Below are 18,276 nucleotides of genomic sequence, written 5' to 3' on the forward strand. Positions count from 1 at the left end.
GCCGACAAACAGGAGTGCGCCTGGCATCCGGGCGCCTCAACGGGCCCGAGAGTACAGCGCGGGACCGGGCTTCTCATTCCGCCGTGGCGAGAAGCGTGAGAATGTGGTCTGCTTCTGGCGCGCCCAGCCGTTCGAGGATTGCCAGGCCATCTCTCAAGTGTGCGTGCCCTTCTTCTCGCCGGCCCTGCGCATTGAGAGACTGCCCGATGGCGGCGTGGGCACGTCCGATGACGAGTTCGTTGCCGGTATTACGGCCGAGCGCCACGCACCGCGTCGCGGTGTCGATGGCCGCATCGTGCTGGTTCACCTGGCGGTACGTCTTGGCGAGATCGATCAGTACGTCGCTCTCGTTGTACTGCGCACCTTCCGCAGCGAAGACCCGCAGCGCCTCGTTGAGAGATTCGATGGCCTCGTAGGGGCGGTTCATCTCGCTCAGAAGGGTGCCGCGCATATGGGCGGCAAGCCCGAGCGCGGAGGAGGAACCGCTACGGTGACTCGCAGCATAGGCATCTTCGATGGCGTCCAGCGCGCGGTCATGTTGGCCGTTTCTGACATAGGTCTGGGCCAGGATGGAAAGAGCTACGGCTTCGCCGTATGGCCGGTCGAGATGCTTGCAGAGCTCCGCAGCCTCGGTCAGTGCCGCGACTGCGTCCGTCAGGTGCCCTTGGCGGAGGTGAAGTCGCCCCTGACCGTAGCGCGTGTCAGCAAGCAACTGCTGATCGCCGATAACGCGGGAGAGCTCGGCTGCCCGCTTCAAGTGAGGTTCGGCTTCGGCGAGAGGCGGCCGATCGGAGTACACGCCGCCGAGGATCCGACGTGCGAGTGCCTCGCTGCGGGTGTCTCCCGTGCGGACGGCACTCTCGATCACGGCGAGAGCGGTCGACACGATACCGGTCGTGCCTGCTCCGGAATAGGCCATCCACTTGAGGAGGTAGAGCTGGTCTGCGGCCAGGGGCAACGAGCGAGGGCGTCTGGCCCCGTGCGCGACGGCACCGATCATGTGCGTAGCGTGCTCGTGCAGCCACTTTCGCGCGGCAGCCGGGTCTCGGTGGGCCCGGCCGGGGTGCTCGGCTGGGAGGAGGGAGCCGGGCATGACCCAGTTCGGGGACACCATGCCGACCGCGGCCACCGTACTGGTGGTGTAGAAGGCCAGCACACGGTGGAGGGCTTTGTCCCGGTCCTCTTGGGAGTCCAGTTCGGCGGTTTGTTCCTGGGCGAACAGGCGGACGAGGTCGTGATAGCGATATCGGCCCGGAGAGGGACTTTCGACCAGCCCCAGGCTGACGAGATCATCAAGGAGGTCCTCGGCGTCGGGCTCGGGCATATCCAGCAACGCTGCTGCGGCGTCCACTGGCAGGTCGGGGCCGTCGGGCAGGGCGCATTGCCGGAATGCTCTGCTGTGAAGATGATTCAGGTCCTGGTGGCTGACGGCGATACTGGCTCGGACGGCCCGATCTTCCAGTTGCAGTTCGGTGAGCCGCCTGTCCTCCACGGCGAGCCGGTCGGCGATCTTCTTCAGGGGCCATTCCGTGCGCGCGTTCAGCCGGGCTGCCGCGATGCTGAGCGCCAGCGGAAGATATCCGCACAATGCTGCGATCCGGGCGGCATCTTCCTCCTGGCCGTCCATCCGTTCGTCGCCGAGCAGCCGAGTCAGCAGCTCCAACGCCTCGGCGCAGGGTAGGACGTTCAGCGAATGGCCGTCTGTCCCATCTAGGGAGGACAGGGTCCGCCGGCTGGTGATGAGGACGGCGCACGTGGGACTGCCCGGCAGCAGCGGACGGACCTGCGCGCTGTCGTAAGCGTTGTCCAGCAGGATCAGTAGTCTTTTGCCGAACGTCAGCGACCGAAACAGGGCCGCTGCTTCATGCAGGTCCGTGGGTACTTTCTCGGTGTCCACACCGAGGGAGCGCACCATCGACCCCAGGGCTTGGATCGGTTCGAGCGGTTTGCTGTCGGGAGTGAACCCCTGCAGGCTCACGTAGAGTGTTCCGTCGGGGAAATGTTCGGCGACCTGATGACCGGCGCGTACGGCGAGCGAGGTCTTGCCGACTCCGCCACCGCCGCTGAGCACAGAGATCACCATCGTCCCGGTCTCTTGCGTGAGCCGGTTGCACAGCCGTATGAGATCACCTGCACGGCCGGTGAAGCTGGGTAGGTCGGCTGGTAACTGGTGAGGCACCACTCGATCTGCTTCCGCGCGGAGTTCCGTCGCAGGTGCCAGGGACGGATCGTCGGTGAGGATGGCCTGATGGAGCTCCTTCAGCTGCTGGGAGGGGTCCGCACCGAGCTCGTCCGCAATCGTCTCTCGCACCGCCTGGTAGGCGTCAAGAGCTTCGGCCCGCCGCCCGGACCGGTACAGGGCGAGCATCCTGTGGCCGTGAAAGCTTTCACGCAGCGGGTATTGCGCGACCAGATGGCTCAGTTCGGGGAGTAGTGCGACATGCTCCCCTAAATCAATACGTACCTGCATCCACTCGTCGATGGCGGTGAGTCTTTGCTCATTCCACCATCGCGCGGTCGATGCCAGCACCGCATGTTCAGCATGCTGCCCGAAGGCCGGGCCCCGCCACAGGGCAAGCGCCTTTCTGTACCGGTCGGCTGCCTCGGTTGGTCGTCGTTCCTTCCTCGCCTGGTCGACAAGCGTCAAGAATTCCTGGCTGTCCAGTTGGCCGGGCTCACAGCACAACCGATATCCGTTGCCGCTGCGCTCGATGACACTCTTCCCGAGGCTTTTGCGCAGTCGCATGATGTACAGGCGCAGATTGCCCAGTGCGTTCGGTGGCGGCTCATCCCTCCACAGCACGTCCACCAACAGGTCATCTGTGACCACCTGGCCCACTCGGCACAGCAACACCGCAGCTGCCAGCACCTGCTTCGGCGGCCCAAGGTCAATGAAGCGGGTTTCAGTCTCGACTTCGATGGGACCCAGCACCTTGAACCGCACGCCCACCTCCTGCAAATGTGCAGATACTGCAAGTCAGGCCCCAGGCTACAGGGGAAGCGCAGGGGGGACCCTGCTCGGCGACGCCGCCCACCTGGCCATGCTGGTCGGCGCGGAACATGCCTCGTGACCCGTGACATTCCGGGCAGAACGAAGTCTCCTCGCCGCCCTCGCACGGGAGCCGGAAGGGACCGCTGACGGCGGCCGCCTGGCCTACGCGACCACCTTCGCGATGAAGGCGGCCAGGTTGTCCCGCGTGCGAGCCACCCGCTCCTGCACCGTCAGGGTCTCCCCGAAGTCGCCCCCCGCCGTCTGCTTCCTGCCTCGTGTATAGAGGGAACAGGCCAGGTCGGAGCAGAAATACTGGCCCACGGTGTTGCCCAGTCGCCCCGCCTCCCCGGTGCGCCGCGCGCTCATCAGTGCCACCCCGCCCCCGGGGCGGATGGTCAGGCACAACGAGCACATGCTGCGCGAGGCGAAGCCCCGCGCTGTCCCCTGGACCGCCCGCAACGCGATCCCCACCAGGTGGCCGTCCTCGCGCTCGGCCACCACGTAGCCGCGGTCGGGTGCCCCGGGATCGCGCCAGCCGAGGAAGTCGAGGTCCTGCCATGGTTGCTCGGCGAGACCCGCCGGCAGGCCCAGCCGCTTGGCCTCGCCTTTGGAACAGTTCACGAACGAACTGCGGATATCGCTCTCTGCCATCGGTCTCATGTCCCGCACGCTATGCCATCCTAATATAATTAGGCAAAACATTAATTTGCTTAGTGGAGGTCGTCATGGCACGCGCGGGCATCACCGCCGAACGGCTCACCCGCGCGGCGGCCGAGGTGGCCGATGAGCTCGGCTTCGACCACGTGACCGGCTCGGCGGTGGCGCGCCGCCTCGGCGTGAAGGAGCCCAGCCTGTACGCCCACATCCGCAACGCCCGCGAGCTGAAGGTACGGGTGGCGCTGCTGGCCCTGCAGGAGATGGCCGACCAGACCGCCGCCGCGATCGCCGGCCGCGCCGGCAAGGACGCCCTGACCGCCTTGGCCGGCGTCTACCGCGACTACGCCCGAACCCACCCCGGCCGCTACGCCGCCTCCCGTCACGAACTCGATCCCGAAACCGCCGCCGGCAGCGCCGGCCCTCGCCACACCGAGATGCTGCGCGCCCTGCTGCGCGGCTACGACCTGCCCGAACCCTGCCAGACCGACGCCGTACGCTTCCTCGGCGGCGCCATCCACGGATACGTCAGCTTGGAAGCGGCCGGCTCCTTCAGCCACACCCCGCGCGACACCGACGCCTCCTGGGCCTGGACGCTCGACACCCTCGACCTCGCCCTGCGAGCCCGCTCCGCCACCCCGCCTGACAGCCGCCCCCGACCGTAAGCGCTCACCGGCCCTGATGTAGGAGTGCGGCGCGGCGGCCGCCTATGCCCCCGGCGACGCGGGACCAGAGATCGCTGGTGCGGCGTGCTCGCGTCGGCAGCTGATGCGAGAAGTCCTGTAATTGTTCTGCGGTGCAGCGGAGGTTTCGCGTGACTCTTCAGCGCGCGGGATAAATGGGGTGTATATCCGGCATATAGCTGGGCGAGCAAGTATCCATCGCAGCTCCACAACGACACCGCCCGTCGGCCGGCGCCGGTCATACGGCGCCGGCACGCCACGGGCCATGACGAGAGGAAAACCGTGGGAACACAGGTACTCGCCCTGCAGAGGTTGGGAATCGAGCCGGAGGCTGGCATCAAGAACGCGTCGCTCCAGGATCACATCAGCGGTATCGAGACGCGATTGGGCAGTTGCACCAGCGGCGGAAGCTCTGCCGCATGCTGTGACCGGTCGTACTTCGCAGCGGAGGGCGACGACGGCCAGCGGTACGGCGCCAACGTCACAACGCTGGCCCTGTAGCACGCCGCTCCTTTCGCCGGCACGGACATGACATCGTCCCTTCACGATGATCATCCGCCGCCGAGCCCGCCGCGCGTGACGGGACGACCGTAGGCGTGTGACGGCCTTCGCGTTCGGGTGTTGCGGGAGTCGCGTGCTTCCCGCTCCCGAACGCGAAGGCCGTTCATAGGTCTCTTCTCTTCACGTCGACATATCCAGTTTTCCGTCACAGGAGAGTGCAGATGAATCGTCAGGTCGCCCCTCCGCCGGAGTTTTCCTCCCCGAACATGTTCACCATCTCCCCGGACTACCGGGACATCGTCTCCGATATTCTCGGAGACAGCTGGACCATTTTCAGGGAAAATTCCTGGTATTCGTGTTACGGGCCGCGCACCAGAACGGTCGAGCAGGGCTGGAAGATCCACGTCTCCAGCATCCCGCCACACGCCGAAGACGTCCTGAGGAGAGTGAGCCGCTACTGCGGGGACCACGACGTCGCGTTCAAGTTCGCCCTGGATCCGACCATTCTCGGCCTCATGAACGGCAAAATGTGGCCGCGTGGCGGCGCAGGAAAGTTCATCACGATCTACCCCGTCGACGAGGCACATTTCAAGCAGGTGCTCAAAGACCTCCATCCGGAGCTCCAGGAATTCAGAGGGCCGTACGTCCTGTCCGACCGTCGATATCGCGACAGCAGATGTCTCTACTACCGTTACGGCGGCATCAAGTCCACCAAGAAGACCGGCGTCGGCGGCGTCGAGGTGGCAGTGATCCGAACGCCGGACGGTGCCGACTACGTCGACGAGCGCAATCCGTACTACGTCGCGCCTCCGTGGGTGAGCGATCCGTTCGGGCAGGACGACTCCTTGGATGCTCCACCGCAGGAGATCCACCTGCGGGCGGGGCGATACAGGGTCACTCACGCGATGGCGCAGACATCACGAGGCGGTGCCTATCTCGCCGACGACACGCTCACAGGCGAACGCGTCGTCATCAAGGAGGCGCGTCCGGGCACGAACTGGATCGACGGGATCGGCGATGCCGTCGAGCAGCTGCGCAGAGAGGCGCACATTCTGCAGGAGCTGGACGGCAGCAAGGTGACGCCGCGCTACATCGACTCGTTCCACGAGTGGGAGAACTTCTTTCTCGTGCAGGAATTTGTCACGGGGCGCCCGCTCTCCACTCTCGGCCGATGGCACCAACCGCCACACTTCCTGCGCGACGTCGAGCAGCACAGAGGTGACTTCCTCCTCCGGAGCGCGCGGCTGTGGCGAGCCGCCTTGGAGGCGATGGAGCGCATTCACAGCCTCGGTTATGTCGTCGGGGACGTGTCGCCGAGCAACATCATCGTCGTCGACGAGGAACTCGACTCTGTCCGGTTCATCGACCTCGAGGGTGCCACGCGGATCGGCCGGCCTTCTTCCGCGATGAGGACGCCGGGATTCGCCAGCAAGGACGACCAGAAGGGCGATCCGGCCAATGTCGCGGACGACTACTACGGGCTGGCAGCCGCACTTCTGTCCCGGATCATCAGCACGAGCCAGCTCGTCACCTGGTCGGAGAGCACGTACGAGCGGCTGATCGGCTCCGCCGCGCTGCGCCTGGGCATTCACGCGCAGGTCAAGCCCTTGATCGACGTCGTCGCCGGACGCGACCGCCCCGACCCGGCCAAGATCGAACGACTTCGTGTCTCACTGCTGGAGCCCAAGCTCTCGATCGACGACAGGGACGGCTCCAGCAGGGCCCAGCAGCTCGACCTGCGTGAGTTCCGGGACCGGCTTCAGGACGGCATCCTCAAGTCCCTGCGCTACCCGGAGAGAGCGAACATACCGGTCTCCCCCGCGGCCAAGCAGGTGTTCGAGACCAATCGGTACTGCGTCGCCTACGGTGCGGCGGGCATCCTCCGAGCGCTGCCCGCGGGGCCGGGGGGTGAGCTCGCTGACTGGCTCGGCCGGCAGGACCTCGAAGCACAGGTCCTCTCTTCGGGGCTCTACACCGGGACGGCCGGCATCGCCTGGACCTTCCTCGACCTCGAGCGCCCCGGCGACGCGAAGGAGCTGATGGAGCTCGTACGAAGCCGTTCCACGGAGGTGGGCGGCGACGTGAGCCTCGGCTCCGGAGCGGCCGGAACCGGGCTCACCTGTCTGCACTTCTATGAGCGCACCGGAGATGAGCGCTACCTCGACCATGCCCGGCAGATGGCGGAGCTGGCCGAACGCGGGCTGCGGAGCCAGACGGTCGACAATGTGATTCCCGGATTCACCGGTGGCGCCCCGGGTATCGCGCTCTTCCTGCTCTACCTGAGCATCGTCGACGGCGATCAGCGTCACGCGGAGATCGGACGGGAGGGGTTGGCGAAGGTCCTTCCTCACACCGTGTCGATCCGGGACGACGACGGCCTCCAGGCACTGATGGACCCCGCGAGCACCGGTTCCCCCCGGATGGGACCCTACTGGGAGTCCGGCTCAGCCGGCCTCGGGACCGCGTGTCTACGATACGGGGTGGCCCTGGACGACCAGGAGATGCTCGATCAGGCGAGAGCGCTGGCCCACGGTTGTGCGAACCGGTGGGTGCTCTGGCCCACCCTCGCATCGGGCCTGGCCGGGCTCGGCATGTATCTTCTCGACTGCGCCGAATTCCTGCCGGAGGAGAAAAGCCTCTGGCACGGAGCCGCCGAGAAGGCCGCCGGCGTACTGACGCTGTACCGCGTCGAGTACGACGGGCTGCTTCACATGCCCGGCGAGAATCTGCGGACGGTCAGCTCCGACCTCTTCACCGGATCCGCCGGAGCGCTGCTCTTCATCACACGACTGCTGGACGGAGGTGGAAACCGCAATTTCCTCCCCGACTACCTGATCGCCAGGGGGAAGTGACATGAAGGCGATCACCGAAGCGGCCCATGTCGAGCGCATCGTCCTCCCGAACGGACTACGGGTCGTCCTCGACCGGCACGATAGGCTCGGCGCCGCAGCGATCACCACGGTGTACGGTGTCGGCGCCGCGTGGGACGGGCCCGACCAGAACGGTCTCGCCCACCTGGTGGAGCACCTGATGTTCCAGGGATCCGCGAACTTCGGCCCGCTGTCGCACTTCAACACCGTCCTGGGGCTGGGCGGGCGCGTGAACGGGCAGACCCACCTCGACTTCACGGAGTACTACCAGGAAATCCCCGCCCACAGCGTCCGGCAGATCCTCACCATGGAAGCCGACCGTATGAAGGGGTTCACGGTCTCGCAGGATTCCTTCCGGACGGAGCGCGACGTCGTCAAAGAGGAAGTGCGGACCGGCCAGAACCACCCCTTCCGGCACCTGCCCTGGAGATGGCTCGCCCCTCTGCTGTTCGACGACATGGCCGCCGCGTACGAACCGGCAGGACTTCTCGAGGACATCGACGCGCTGACGCTGCGGCAAGCCGAGAGATTCTTCGCCGAGCATTACACGCCCGCAAACGCCATTCTCACCCTTTCGGGAGAGCTGGACGACCACCTTCCCGACACGATCGAACGCCTTTTCGGCGAGATTCCCCCGGGGACAGAGCCGACAGCGCGGCCGATCGAGATCGACCCGAACGCCTGTGGGCATCACCGTCTCTTCGAGCCGTCCGTACCCCTGCCCGCCTGCGCCGTGGCGCGAAGGGCCGCCACCCGCACCGGCCCAGACCTCGACGGCGCGTTCCAGGTGCTCGCGGCCGTGCTGCAACTGAGTGCGAACAACCGCTGGAGATCGAGCCCAGCCGTCGACACCCGCCTCCAAATCTCACTCGGCATGTACGGTCAGGAGTCGTACTGCCTTTCTCCTCCGATGCTCGCCGCTTACGGCATCGGTCCCGGCATCCACGCCTGCCGGGTGGCGGAGCTGCTACAGCAGGAGCTGGAGAACGTCGCCGCCGGTGGGGTGCCCGACGGCACGCTGGAGACGTTGCGCACGCACGAGCGGATCATCCTGCATCAGGCGCTGGACTCCCCGCTCACGCGGTCCCGGCGGCTCGCCCGTGCGGAGTTCCTGCACGATGACGCGGCCACCGCGCTGGCGGCAAGCGACATCCAGCGATCACTGACAGCCGGCGACCTGGCCGAGGCGGCGACGCTTCTCCTGAGCCAGCCGGAGCTGTCGATCGAACTCGTCAACGAGGGGCAGCATTGACAACGGACGAGATCGTCCACCCCCGGTCAAGAACCGTGGAGCTGGACAATGGCTTGACCGTCACCGCCGTGCACCGGGATCGGTTCCCGCTGGCATTGCTACACCTGTCCATCCCCGTGTGGGGTTCGGACCTGGCCGCCGGCTCCATCGCCTCGGCCGCGATGTTCGACGACGACCTTTTCGAGCGAACGAGGTTCCATCTCTCCGGGGCCTGCGCCACCGACGCGCTGACCATCGAGGGAGTAGGGCTCCCAGACGATCTCGACATCGGCCTGACGGCCATGAGCGAGACGTTGGCTGATCCCCGCTGCGACGAGGAAGCCGTACGACGGGCCGGCCAGGAGCTGGCCCGAGGCCTCCAGCTCGGCAACGGCGTGCCCGGTCGTGTCGCATGGCAGGAACTGCTGGCCCAGATGTACGGGGATCACCCGCTGGCCGTGCTGTCTCCAGAGGTGGACGCCGTGTGCAAGGTGACGGGAGAGGACGTGCGGTTTTTCCAGCGCGACCATGTCCTGGCCGGCGGAGCCGTCCTGGTGGTCTCCAGCCCGCGGCCGCTGGATGAGATGCTCGAGGTCGCCGACCTGGCCTTCTCCGGCCTGCCGAGGAAACAGGTGCGACCGCCGGGCGCGGCCGAGCCTCCTGCCCGGGGAACGACACGTGCGGTCCACAGTGCGGGAGCGGCCCAGACCGCCCTGATCGTCGGGCTGCCCAGCGTGAGTCGCGGCGATCCACGGTTCCCCGCGGCAGCCCTCGCCAATCTGGTCATAGGCGGGTACTTCTCCTCGCGGCTGACACACCGGCTACGTCAGGAAAAGGGGTATGCGTACTGGGTCAAGTCAACCCTGACCGCCGCCCCTCTCGGCCCCGCTCTCGCCATCGCCACCAACGTCCGGCCCTCGGTGGCCGGCGCGGCCTTGGACATCATCAGGGATGATCTGGCGCAGCTCGCCCGCACCGGCCCCTCCCCGGACGAACTCGATCACGCAAAGCGACACCTCCTGGGCGGGATGCGGCTGGAGACGGCGGGGCAGGCCGGTTTCACCGAACTCGTCTTCCAACTCGCGCGCAACGGGCTGCCACCGGAGTGGCCCCGAAGGCACTTCGCCGAGGTGTCCAAGGTGACCCCCGCGGACGTGCGCGACTTCGCGAGGGAGTTCCTCCGGCCTGACGCCGCCACCGCTGTCCTCGTCGGTGACAAGCATGACCTCAAGGCATAGATGACCTCGCGATCGAGGCGCCGCCGCCGGCGCGTCGCGTTCTTTCGCCCGTATCGCGGCCGGATCGCGGTGCACGCCATATTGATCCTTGTCCAATCCGTCCTGACCGTGGTCCCCGCTTTTCTCGGCCAGCAGATCATCGACGAGGGGATAGCGCGCCGCGACCTCGACGCGGTGTGGCTCTTCGGAGGAGCCCTGGCCGTGTCGGGAGTCGCGCTGGCGGCCGCTCTCGTGATCGAACGCCGGTTCGCCACACGTCTCGGCGAGGACATGATCCTCGATCTCCGGACGGATATGTACGCGCACCTGCTGAGGCAGGCGCCGGGCTTCTTCAAGGCGGCCAGGACCGGGGCGATCGTGTCCCGTCTGGACGGGGACGTGGCCGGTGTGCAGCGGATCGTCACGGTGTCCATGCCGCTGGTCGCCAACGCGACGGTCATGATCGTGGTCTCCTTCTGCGCCATCCTTCTGCTGGAATGGCGCATGGCTCTCGGTGTCGTCGTCCTCGCTCCCGCGGCATACGCGTTGTCCGCGTGGATGGGGCACGTCCTCGAGACCGTGAGCCGCCGGCAACTGGAGGCGAAAGCAGACCTGAACTCGCTGGTGACGGAGCGATGCACCCCCGGGGGCATCGACCTCGTCCATCTGTATGGCGACACCCGCCACGAGATCGGACTCTTTCTCGACCAGGCACATCGCAATCGCTCCCTCGCCGTCAGGAAAGCCACCCTTTCTGCGGCGCTGAGCTCTTCACTGAACATCCTCATGACCACCGCGACAGCTGCTGTCAACATCGCTGCGGGATATTGGGTCATCAAGGAGGACATGAGCCTGGGCACCATGGTCACGCTCCTGACCCTTCTGGCACGCCTGTACGGACATCTCACGATCCTGCCGAGCGTCAAGGCCGACCTCGTGACCGGCTGGGTGAGCTTCTCGCGGGTCCAGGAAGTCCTGGACTTCCCGCCCTTGGTGAGGGAGAAGAGCGATGCCGTCCCCCTGCCCGGGAGGCACGCCCGCGGGATGTCCGTGACCATCTCCGGTCTCTCGTTCGACTATCCGTCCGCGGACACGACCGTCCTGAGATCCCTGGCCGGGGACCTCACAGGAGAGGAACGCCGGACACTCCGGAATCTCGACATCAGCATCCCCTCGGGCACAACGGTGGGAATCGTCGGGTCCACCGGCTCGGGCAAGAGCACGCTGGCCCGGCTGATCAGCCGAGCCTGGGATCCCACCACGGGAAGCATCGCGATCAACGGAGTGGACCTGCGTAACCTTCGGCTCGGCGACCTGCGGGCCGCCGTCGGAGTGGTCTCTCAGGAGAGTCACCTCTTCAATGACACGATCCGCGCCAACCTGCTGATGGCGCGTCCGGATGCGACAGACGACCAGCTGGCGCAGGCCTGCCGAACCGCGCAGATCTGGCCGCTGATCGAATCCCTGCCCCACGCCCTCGACACGGTCGTCGGAGCCGGCGGCGCCAGGCTGTCGGGAGGAGAACGTCAGCGCTTGTCGCTCGCCAGGTTGCTGCTCACGGATCCCGGCGTCGTCATCCTCGACGAGGCGACATCCCACCTGGACACGGTCACGGAGATGCGGGTGCACGACGCCTTGAAGCCCTTCCTCCGGGGGAGGACATGCTTCGTCATCGCCCACCGCCTGGCCACGGTCCGCGATGCGGACCTGATCCTCGTCATGCATGAGGGCCGCATCCTGGAAGCGGGTCGGCACGAGACTCTGATGAGGTACGACGGCGCGTACAGAAGGATGGCGACCACCCTTCCCGCCCGCCACAGTCGACCGGCGTCGGCGGAAACCGGCGACCAGGCGCTGTAGGCGCACCCAACACTTCGCTCAACAAGAAGATCCAGCAGGGCGAGCCGGCAGTGATCGCGCAGGAGGGACTTCGGGTCTTCCTTCCACGTCAAGAACATCGGCCTGATCTCCCGCCGAGGCCCGCGCCGTCCTGCAAGCGGCACCCACCCCGGCCGCGGCCGTCAAGCTCACCACCCGCCGCCTGCACGCCCTGCTGCGCTCATCCGGACGCCGGCGCAACATCGGCACCTGGGCCGAACGGCTGCAGACGCTGTTCTGCGAGGAACACCTGACGTGTATCGGCTCCTCGACAACGACCTCTCATCGCCCATCGCTTGACGGGAGTTTGGCCTGGTCAAAACGATACTCGCGGCGAGGGCCTTGCAGGGCGTTCCCGCTCTGCGGTGCGGGTGCTTAATTCTGGATTACAGCAGCTGGGAGCTTCGGTCGGGAGTCTCGCGGCTGGCGAAATGAGGCAGGCCAGCAGAGGTGAGCGTCGGCTCGCCGGCCACGGGAAGATTGCCCAGTCTTGATCACTTAGCGGTGTCCGCGCTGAGCGGGGTCGAGAAGAATTTCGGCCAGTGTCCGAGCCAGCCAGTCCTGGCAGTCGCGCACGCTCCAACCGCAAATCTCGGTGAATCGCTCGAACAGTTCGATCGACGTCAAGACATAGATTTGATCGGCGGCCCGCTCGATGCTCAGCCCAGTGCGCAGCGCGCCGACCGCCGCCAGGTGCTCGGCCGGTCCCAGGCTGCCGGCCAATCGTTGCTGCTCGGCGCTTGCCAGCAGATCATTCAATCCGGCATCGGTGGGCGTGGCCGCTGCGGCGGCACGAAGAACGCGATGTACCGGGCCGATCCGTTGGAAGATCGTCATGGCCATTTCCGCGAACCTGGCCAGTTTCTGCACCGGATCAGGCTCAGTGATGATCGCTTGCACTTGCGGTCGTGCGCTCTGCGGGATGGATTGCCCATCGCCGGCCAAGCTGACGTCGTAGACGAGCTTAGCCAGACCTGGCTTGCCCCCTGGGCACGACGAATACAGCGTCTGTACGACGACGCCTGCGGCCTGCGCCACGTCGGCCATAGTCGTGGCGGCATAGCCGCGCTCGAGCATGAGTGCCCGGGCGGCCTCGGCGATCCGCAGCCGGGTCACCTCGGCGTTCTCGCGCCGCAGGTGGCTGACGTATCGACGCTTTGGCTTGTCGTTCATCGGGACCATGGTGCCAGACAATTGACTAGATTACGTTCAAATGAAAAGGTGTCTATCTAGCCAAATCGTGAGACTCAACACCGGAAGTAGGCGAGCATGCCCCCCTTGCCACTGGTGATCATTCGGACGGCGGCCGCGTTATTGCTCGGCTTGTTTGCCGGAGGTGTCGTCTTCACCGTCCTCGCTCCGTCGCTGCGCTCGCTGCCCGGACCCGCCTACGTGCGGTACTGGCAGGCGCTCAATAGTGATTACGGCCGCGCCATGCCGGTGATCCTGCTCACCTGCGTCGCGCTACTCCTGACAACGTGCGTCATGTCCTACCAGCGTGGTTGGCTCGCCTTCGGGCTCAGCGTCGCCAGCCTGCTGCTGCTGGCGGCCACGATCGTGCTCACCATTACCCAACTGGAGCCGCTCAACCAGCTCGCTACCTCCTGGAACGCTGATCAGCCGCCAGCCGACTGGGCGGACATCCGCCAACGCTGGTGGACGCTGCACACGGTGCGGACCGCGATGGCGGTGCTGGCCTTCGCCGCAGTTCTGATCGCCCAGGCCGTCGACCGTCAGGGCAGCGAGACGCTCCACGGCGCAGATCCGGCCCGACAGCCCGCGGGCTGAGCTGGGCCGAGTACGAGATCTTGGACCAGCAGCCGGTCGTCTCCTCCGCGGGGGTGAGCAGGTAGATCTCGCGGAAGGCCTGCTTGAACGGCTGGCGCAGCTCCTTGCCCTGCACCTCCTCCCGCCAGCCGCGTACCTCGTCCACGGACGCGCGGGCCGGATGCCACAGCCGCACCGGCAGGTCCGGCACGTTCAGCCCCAGCTCGGCGCGCCACACGCCGGGCGAGACCTCGAACTCCCAGATCAGCCGCTCGGCGATCGGATGGCCTTCGAGCTGCCGGTACGGCGGGGGCGTCTCGCCGGTGTAGCCGGCCTCCAGCGCCCTGCCCAAGGTCACCTGCTGCTGTTGGGTCAGCTTGGCCAGCTCGCGCAGCCGCTTGACCTCGTCGGGGTGCTCCCGCTTGACCACCGCCGGGACCGATTTGAGCCTCTTGTCGCCGTGCCACCACGACAGTTCGACCCCGCCGTCGGTCGAGATCACCGCCGTGTGCTCGCCGAACGCCTGCCGTACCCGCCCGTCGGGGGCTCCTGAAGGCCACCTCCAGCCGCTCGGCCAGAGCCGGCTCCATACGCTTGAACTTGCGGTCGAGCTGCATGGGCACCCCGCCGTGCCGGGTGATGCGGCGGGCGGTACGCAGCGCTGAGATCGCCTCGGGCGTCGGATACTGCTCGACCGCGCGGGCGATCTCGAACAGCAGTGCCTGCGAGGGCAGCGTCTTGGCCTGGGTGGGCGCGACCGCGATGCCGCGTACCAGCTCGTCGAGCAGTTCGGGCAGCCAGGTCTCGTCGCGGTGGAGCGCCAGCCGCACGGCCCGGCCGAGAGCGCGCTTCTCGCCGTCGTCGAAGGCTTTCTCCGCCTTGTACGGGATCTCGCCCGCGTGGATCGCCGCGACGCGGGCCCGCGCCATGTCCAGCGCCGTACGGGCGAAGTCCGGATAACCGGGCAGCCCGCCGAGCCATTCGGGCAGGCTGGGCACCAGTTCGGGGAAACGTTGCGCCTCATGGAACAGCGCCCGGAGCTCCACGTCCCAGCTGAGCAGCACGTCCATCTCGGAAACCGCGATCGGGCCACAGCCCTCGGCAAGCGCGGCGCGCACGTCGGCGTCCATGCCCGCCAGCCCCGCCGCCACCAGCACGGGGAGGCGGTGGTACGCGTGCCTTCCGTTCTCCTCCAGCAGGAATTCGACCAGCTCACGGGCCGGCTCGACCAGCCGCCGCCTGGTGTGCTCGTCGAGCGCGTACCGGGCTCCGACCGTGGCGATGGGCGCTCCGAAGCCCACGCCCACGAGGCCGACGCTCAGACGGTAGGCTGCGGGCCAGTGGGTGGGATCGTTCGTGGTGCCGGTGATCAGGTGGAGCAGGCGTTGCGCGAGAGGGGACAGGACGCCGTCAAGAACGCTCAGGAGTTGTGGCGGGCCACCTCCTCGCGTACGCGGAGCCGTACCAGCTCGCGGGCCGAGATCCGGTCGGGCAGGCCGGGCGGGGAGAACTCCTCCAACGCCCGGCCGGTCGCGGACTCGTCGCGAAACGTCACCGATGCCATCAGCCATCCGCTTGTCGTCGAGATCAGGTGTTGGCGTCATCTATAGCAGCGGCGAACGACAGAACTTCCGCACCGGACCTCGGGGAGCCGATCGCGCAGGTCAGAAGTGCTTCGAGGTCAGGTCGGTGGTGGGCCAGGAGGACACGGTCACCTTGTTCATGTCGTCGTCGATCCCGTCGTAGATCAGCGAACCGCTCTCCTCGCGCCGGTTGAACAGCAGGGCGTGGCTCAACCCGTTCTGGAGCCGCGCCAGGTAGGCGAACGTGCCGGGCATCGAGCCGTTGTGCCAGGTGTTGGGGTGGCCGGTGACCTGGCGGCACCACCAGCCGCCGCCGTATCAGGAGCCGTACTCGTTGACGCCGATCTCCGGCTTGGCCACCAGCTTGGCGATCGAGGTGGAGCTCAGGACGGTGCCAGGCCGGTCGAAGGCGAGGGTCCAGCGGACCAGGTCCACGGCGGAGGCCAGCCAGCCGCCGTTGGCGTCCTCGTTGGGCATGTTGAAACCGCCGTAGGGGTAGGGGACGGTGGCGCCGGAGGTGTCGAGGACGGTCTTGTTCGTGTACTGCGACTCGTAGCGAACCTCGCCGGCCGCGGCCTCGCTCCGCAGGCTCCTGCCGAGCATCATGCGGGTGATGCCGAGCGGCTGGAGCAGCTTGGTCTTGACGTACGTCTCGTAGGGCTGCCCTGAGACCTTCTCGACGATCCGGCCGAGCAGCAGGTAGCCGTAGTTGCTGTAGACCATCTCGGTGCCCGGGGCGTGGTCGAGCGGACGGGCGGTGGCGTACCGGATGATGTCGTCGTGCCCGATCGGCAGCGGCACGTCGAGCGCGGCCGAGATGCGGAGCGGCGGGCGTAGCGTCAGCGTGCCCGCCGGGTCGAGGCGGACATGATCACCGTGCGCCATGCGCACCACCGGTGGATGGCTAAAGCGAACCACAGCGCTACTTCTTGTCAGTTTGGCCGACCTGAACGTCGAGACACTCCGGCTTGCCGGTGAGCTGGACCTCGCGTTCGATCACCGGCGCATCGTCAGCGACGGCATCGAGCACGTCCGCGTCAAGCTCGAGCACTCCGTGCTCGCCACGGCCTTCTGCGGGCCGACGTTCACGATCACCGATCTTCAGGACGTGTACGAGACGGTGTGGGGGATGCCGCTCGACCCCCGGAACTTCTACCGAAAGATCAAGAAAACCGACGGGTTCATCGTCCCGGCCGGTTCGGCGCGTAAGGCTGCGACCGGGCGACCGGCTCGGCTGTTCAGGGCCGGTCCACGCGAGGTCCTGTACCCCCCGGTGATCCGTCCTGTCGACTCGCCGAACGGGGAGAAGCCGGCGCAGTGAGCCCTGTTGTGATCCTCACCTGCTATATCGCGCTCAAAGGCTATGACGGAGCCGAGGTACGGGAGGCAACGCCCTCTCCGGTAATGCTGGGCGACGTGCGCTCGCGGTGCGCGGGCGGGGATCTCGCAAGAGATTTCGGGCTTGCTTTCGCATCATTTCACCATACGATGAATTAGAGGCACGGGAAGGAGATCCATGATCATCGAACGTACCGGCGTGCTGGTGTCCGGAGGCGGTCCGGCGGGAATGATGCTCGGCCTGCTGCTGGCCAGAGCGGGGGTCCAGGTCACCGTGCTTGAGAAGCACGGCGACTTTCTGCGCGACTTCCGGGGGGACACCGTTCATCCCTCGACCATCCGGATCATCGACGAGCTCGGCCTCGGCGAGGGCTTCCGCGCCCTGCCGCAGAGCCGTCTGAACAGGGTGGCGTTCCCCACCCCGGACGGTGGCCAGAGCCCTCTAGCCGAGTTCGGCCGGCTGCCCGGGCCGTACAACTACATCGCGCTGGTGCCCCAGTGGGACCTGCTCAGCTTCCTCGCCAAGGCGGCAGGCGACGAGCCGAGGTTCGCCCTGCACATGAACACCGAGGTGACCGCACTGCTCAGGGAGAACGGGAAGGTCGTCGGCGTTGCGTATCGCACGGCGCACGGCGCCGAGGGAGAGATCCGTGCCGAGCTGACGGTGGCATGCGACGGCAGGCATTCCACACTGCGGCGGGACGCGGGGCTGGTGCCCAAGGAGTTCCCCGTGCCGTTCGACGTCTGGTGGTTCCGCCTGCCCAAGTGGGAGAGCGAAGGGGGCGCGCCTGCCGGCATCCTGCCGGTCGCGCAGGGCAAGGAGATCCTGCTCTCGTTGAACCGCGAGGACTTCTACCAGGTGGCGTACTTCATCCCCAAGGGCGCGGACGGGCAGCTGCGGGCCAAGGGAATCGAGTGGTTCCGCGAGCGCGTCGCCCGCCTGCGTCCTGACTTCGCCGACCGGGTGGACCACCTGGAGAGCCTGGATCAGGTGTTCATGCTTGATGTGAAGCTGAACCGCCTGGACCGCTGGTACACCGACGGCCTGCTGCTCATCGGCGACGCTGCGCACGCCATGTCGCCGGCTGGCGGCGTGGGCATCAACCTCGCCGTCCAGGACGCGGTTGCCGCGGCCACCATCCTGGCCCGGCCACTGCGGCGGCACGCCATCACTCGCGCTGACCTGGCCGCCGTGCAGCGGCGCAGGCAGCGACCCACCGCGATCATGCAGGCGTTCCAGCGGGCCGTCTTCGAGTCGGCGTTCAAGGGCAAGTTCGCGGGTCCGCCCAAGGCGCTGCTCTACGTCAGCCGGGTGGTTCCAGGGCTCCGCGCACTGCCGGCTCGGCCGGTGGGCTTCGGTCCCCTGCCGGAGCATGCTCCCGCCTTCGCCCGCCGACGTCCGTAGCGGGGATCTGCCGCCGTCAGGGTAGGTAGACGGACAGCTGGCCGGTACGGCCGTGCTCGAAAGGGCGCCGGGATCAGCGGCGCACTTCGCCGTGCCCGCTTGGCGCCGTAGCCCGAGAAAGCAGTGGCCGCGCGCGGGCTCGGGGCCACATACGTTC

14 protein-coding genes and 1 pseudogene are annotated in these 18,276 nt (G+C 67.0%); 8 read left to right on the top strand and 7 right to left on the bottom strand.

Features of this window, described 5'->3' with window-relative positions; genetic code table 11:
* Positions 1-73 precede the first annotated feature (73 nt).
* Both ABGB14_RS22695 and ABGB14_RS22700 read right to left on the bottom strand, forming a co-directional pair.
* Positions 74-2,944 carry a BTAD domain-containing putative transcriptional regulator gene (locus ABGB14_RS22695; RefSeq protein WP_347645817.1) on the bottom strand — a complete coding sequence of 957 codons (2,871 nt, stop codon included), beginning with the start codon at positions 2,942-2,944 and terminating at the stop codon, positions 74-76.
* A gap of 210 nt (positions 2,945-3,154) precedes the next feature.
* The gene (locus ABGB14_RS22700) at positions 3,155-3,652 is read right to left on the bottom strand and encodes an FBP domain-containing protein (RefSeq protein ID WP_347645818.1); all 498 of its coding nucleotides are present in this window, start codon (positions 3,650-3,652) and stop codon (positions 3,155-3,157) included.
* Positions 3,653-3,717: 65 nt separating this feature from the next.
* Here ABGB14_RS22700 and ABGB14_RS22705 point away from each other — a divergent pair, with 65 nt between their 5' ends.
* The 5 genes from ABGB14_RS22705 to ABGB14_RS22725 all read left to right on the top strand — a co-directional run bounded on the left by ABGB14_RS22705 (position 3,718) and on the right by ABGB14_RS22725 (position 12,008).
* The gene (locus tag ABGB14_RS22705) at positions 3,718-4,311 is read left to right on the top strand and encodes a WHG domain-containing protein (RefSeq protein WP_347645819.1); all 594 of its coding nucleotides are present in this window, start codon (positions 3,718-3,720) and stop codon (positions 4,309-4,311) included.
* 785 nt (positions 4,312-5,096) lie between these two features.
* Positions 5,097-7,682: a class III lanthionine synthetase LanKC gene (lanKC, locus tag ABGB14_RS22710; RefSeq protein WP_347645820.1), complete on the top strand. Its 2,586-nt coding sequence runs from the start codon at positions 5,097-5,099 to the stop codon at positions 7,680-7,682.
* A 1-nt stretch (position 7,683) separates the two neighbouring features.
* Positions 7,684-8,952 (top strand): pitrilysin family protein, encoded by a 1,269-nt coding sequence (locus ABGB14_RS22715; protein ID WP_347645821.1) that lies wholly within the window; start codon positions 7,684-7,686, stop codon positions 8,950-8,952.
* On the top strand, positions 8,949-10,169 hold the full coding sequence (locus tag ABGB14_RS22720) for a pitrilysin family protein (protein WP_347645822.1): 1,221 nt from the start codon (positions 8,949-8,951) through the stop codon (positions 10,167-10,169). Before ABGB14_RS22715 ends, ABGB14_RS22720 begins: the two co-directional genes overlap by 4 nt.
* 81 nt (positions 10,170-10,250) lie before the next feature.
* Positions 10,251-12,008 carry an ABC transporter ATP-binding protein gene (locus tag ABGB14_RS22725; RefSeq protein WP_347645823.1) on the top strand — a complete coding sequence of 586 codons (1,758 nt, stop codon included), beginning with the start codon at positions 10,251-10,253 and terminating at the stop codon, positions 12,006-12,008.
* A gap of 516 nt (positions 12,009-12,524) precedes the next feature.
* Here the strand turns inward: ABGB14_RS22725 and ABGB14_RS22730 are convergent.
* Positions 12,525-13,199, bottom strand: a complete 675-nt coding sequence (locus tag ABGB14_RS22730; protein WP_347645824.1) for a helix-turn-helix domain-containing protein — start codon at positions 13,197-13,199, stop codon at positions 12,525-12,527.
* Between the two features lie 114 nt (positions 13,200-13,313).
* On the opposite strand from ABGB14_RS22730, the gene ABGB14_RS22735 reads away from it, so the two are divergent.
* Positions 13,314-13,814, top strand: a complete 501-nt coding sequence (locus ABGB14_RS22735; RefSeq protein WP_347645865.1) for a DUF1772 domain-containing protein — start codon at positions 13,314-13,316, stop codon at positions 13,812-13,814.
* Positions 13,815-13,905: 91 nt separating this feature from the next.
* Here the strand turns inward: ABGB14_RS22735 and ABGB14_RS22740 are convergent.
* From ABGB14_RS22740 to ABGB14_RS22755, 4 genes and pseudogenes are all read right to left on the bottom strand, one after another.
* Positions 13,906-14,817, bottom strand: a pseudogene (locus ABGB14_RS22740) (DUF4132 domain-containing protein); the annotation flags it as partial.
* A 396-nt stretch (positions 14,818-15,213) separates the two neighbouring features.
* A complete protein-coding gene (locus tag ABGB14_RS22745; protein ID WP_347645825.1) occupies positions 15,214-15,357 on the bottom strand; it encodes a hypothetical protein in 144 nt (47 codons plus the stop codon).
* A gap of 100 nt (positions 15,358-15,457) precedes the next feature.
* A complete protein-coding gene (locus tag ABGB14_RS22750; RefSeq protein WP_347645826.1) occupies positions 15,458-15,631 on the bottom strand; it encodes a hypothetical protein in 174 nt (57 codons plus the stop codon).
* Positions 15,632-15,694: 63 nt separating this feature from the next.
* A complete protein-coding gene (locus tag ABGB14_RS22755; RefSeq protein WP_347645827.1) occupies positions 15,695-16,261 on the bottom strand; it encodes a serine hydrolase domain-containing protein in 567 nt (188 codons plus the stop codon).
* Here ABGB14_RS22755 and ABGB14_RS22760 point away from each other — a divergent pair.
* Positions 16,260-16,697 carry a hypothetical protein gene (locus ABGB14_RS22760; protein ID WP_347645828.1) on the top strand — a complete coding sequence of 146 codons (438 nt, stop codon included), beginning with the start codon at positions 16,260-16,262 and terminating at the stop codon, positions 16,695-16,697. The two genes, ABGB14_RS22755 and ABGB14_RS22760, sit on opposite strands and share 2 nt — an antisense overlap.
* Positions 16,698-16,892: 195 nt before the next feature.
* A complete protein-coding gene (locus ABGB14_RS22765; protein WP_347645829.1) occupies positions 16,893-18,119 on the top strand; it encodes an FAD-dependent oxidoreductase in 1,227 nt (408 codons plus the stop codon).
* The last annotated feature ends 157 nt before the right edge of the window (positions 18,120-18,276 follow it).

Origin of the sequence: Nonomuraea sp. B10E15, from assembly GCF_039871615.1 — a bacterium.
In the GTDB taxonomy this organism is placed as follows: Bacteria; Actinomycetota; Actinomycetes; order Streptosporangiales; family Streptosporangiaceae; genus Nonomuraea.

Excerpts from the sequence above, each read along its gene's own strand:
- ABGB14_RS22715 (WP_347645821.1), top strand. The coding sequence starts at position 7,684 with ATGAAGGCGATCACCGAAGCGGCCCATGTCGAGCGCATCGTCCTCCCG.
- ABGB14_RS22760 (WP_347645828.1), top strand. The coding sequence starts at position 16,260 with ATGCGCACCACCGGTGGATGGCTAAAGCGAACCACAGCGCTACTTCTT.
- lanKC (WP_347645820.1), top strand. The coding sequence starts at position 5,097 with ATGTTCACCATCTCCCCGGACTACCGGGACATCGTCTCCGATATTCTC.
- ABGB14_RS22750 (WP_347645826.1), bottom strand. The coding sequence starts at position 15,631 with ATGCCCGGCACGTTCGCCTACCTGGCGCGGCTCCAGAACGGGTTGAGC.
- ABGB14_RS22730 (WP_347645824.1), bottom strand. The coding sequence starts at position 13,199 with ATGAACGACAAGCCAAAGCGTCGATACGTCAGCCACCTGCGGCGCGAG.
- ABGB14_RS22755 (WP_347645827.1), bottom strand. The coding sequence starts at position 16,261 with ATGGCGCACGGTGATCATGTCCGCCTCGACCCGGCGGGCACGCTGACG.
- ABGB14_RS22705 (WP_347645819.1), top strand. The coding sequence starts at position 3,718 with ATGGCACGCGCGGGCATCACCGCCGAACGGCTCACCCGCGCGGCGGCC.
- ABGB14_RS22745 (WP_347645825.1), bottom strand. The coding sequence starts at position 15,357 with ATGGCATCGGTGACGTTTCGCGACGAGTCCGCGACCGGCCGGGCGTTG.
- ABGB14_RS22700 (WP_347645818.1), bottom strand. The coding sequence starts at position 3,652 with ATGAGACCGATGGCAGAGAGCGATATCCGCAGTTCGTTCGTGAACTGT.
- ABGB14_RS22765 (WP_347645829.1), top strand. The coding sequence starts at position 16,893 with ATGATCATCGAACGTACCGGCGTGCTGGTGTCCGGAGGCGGTCCGGCG.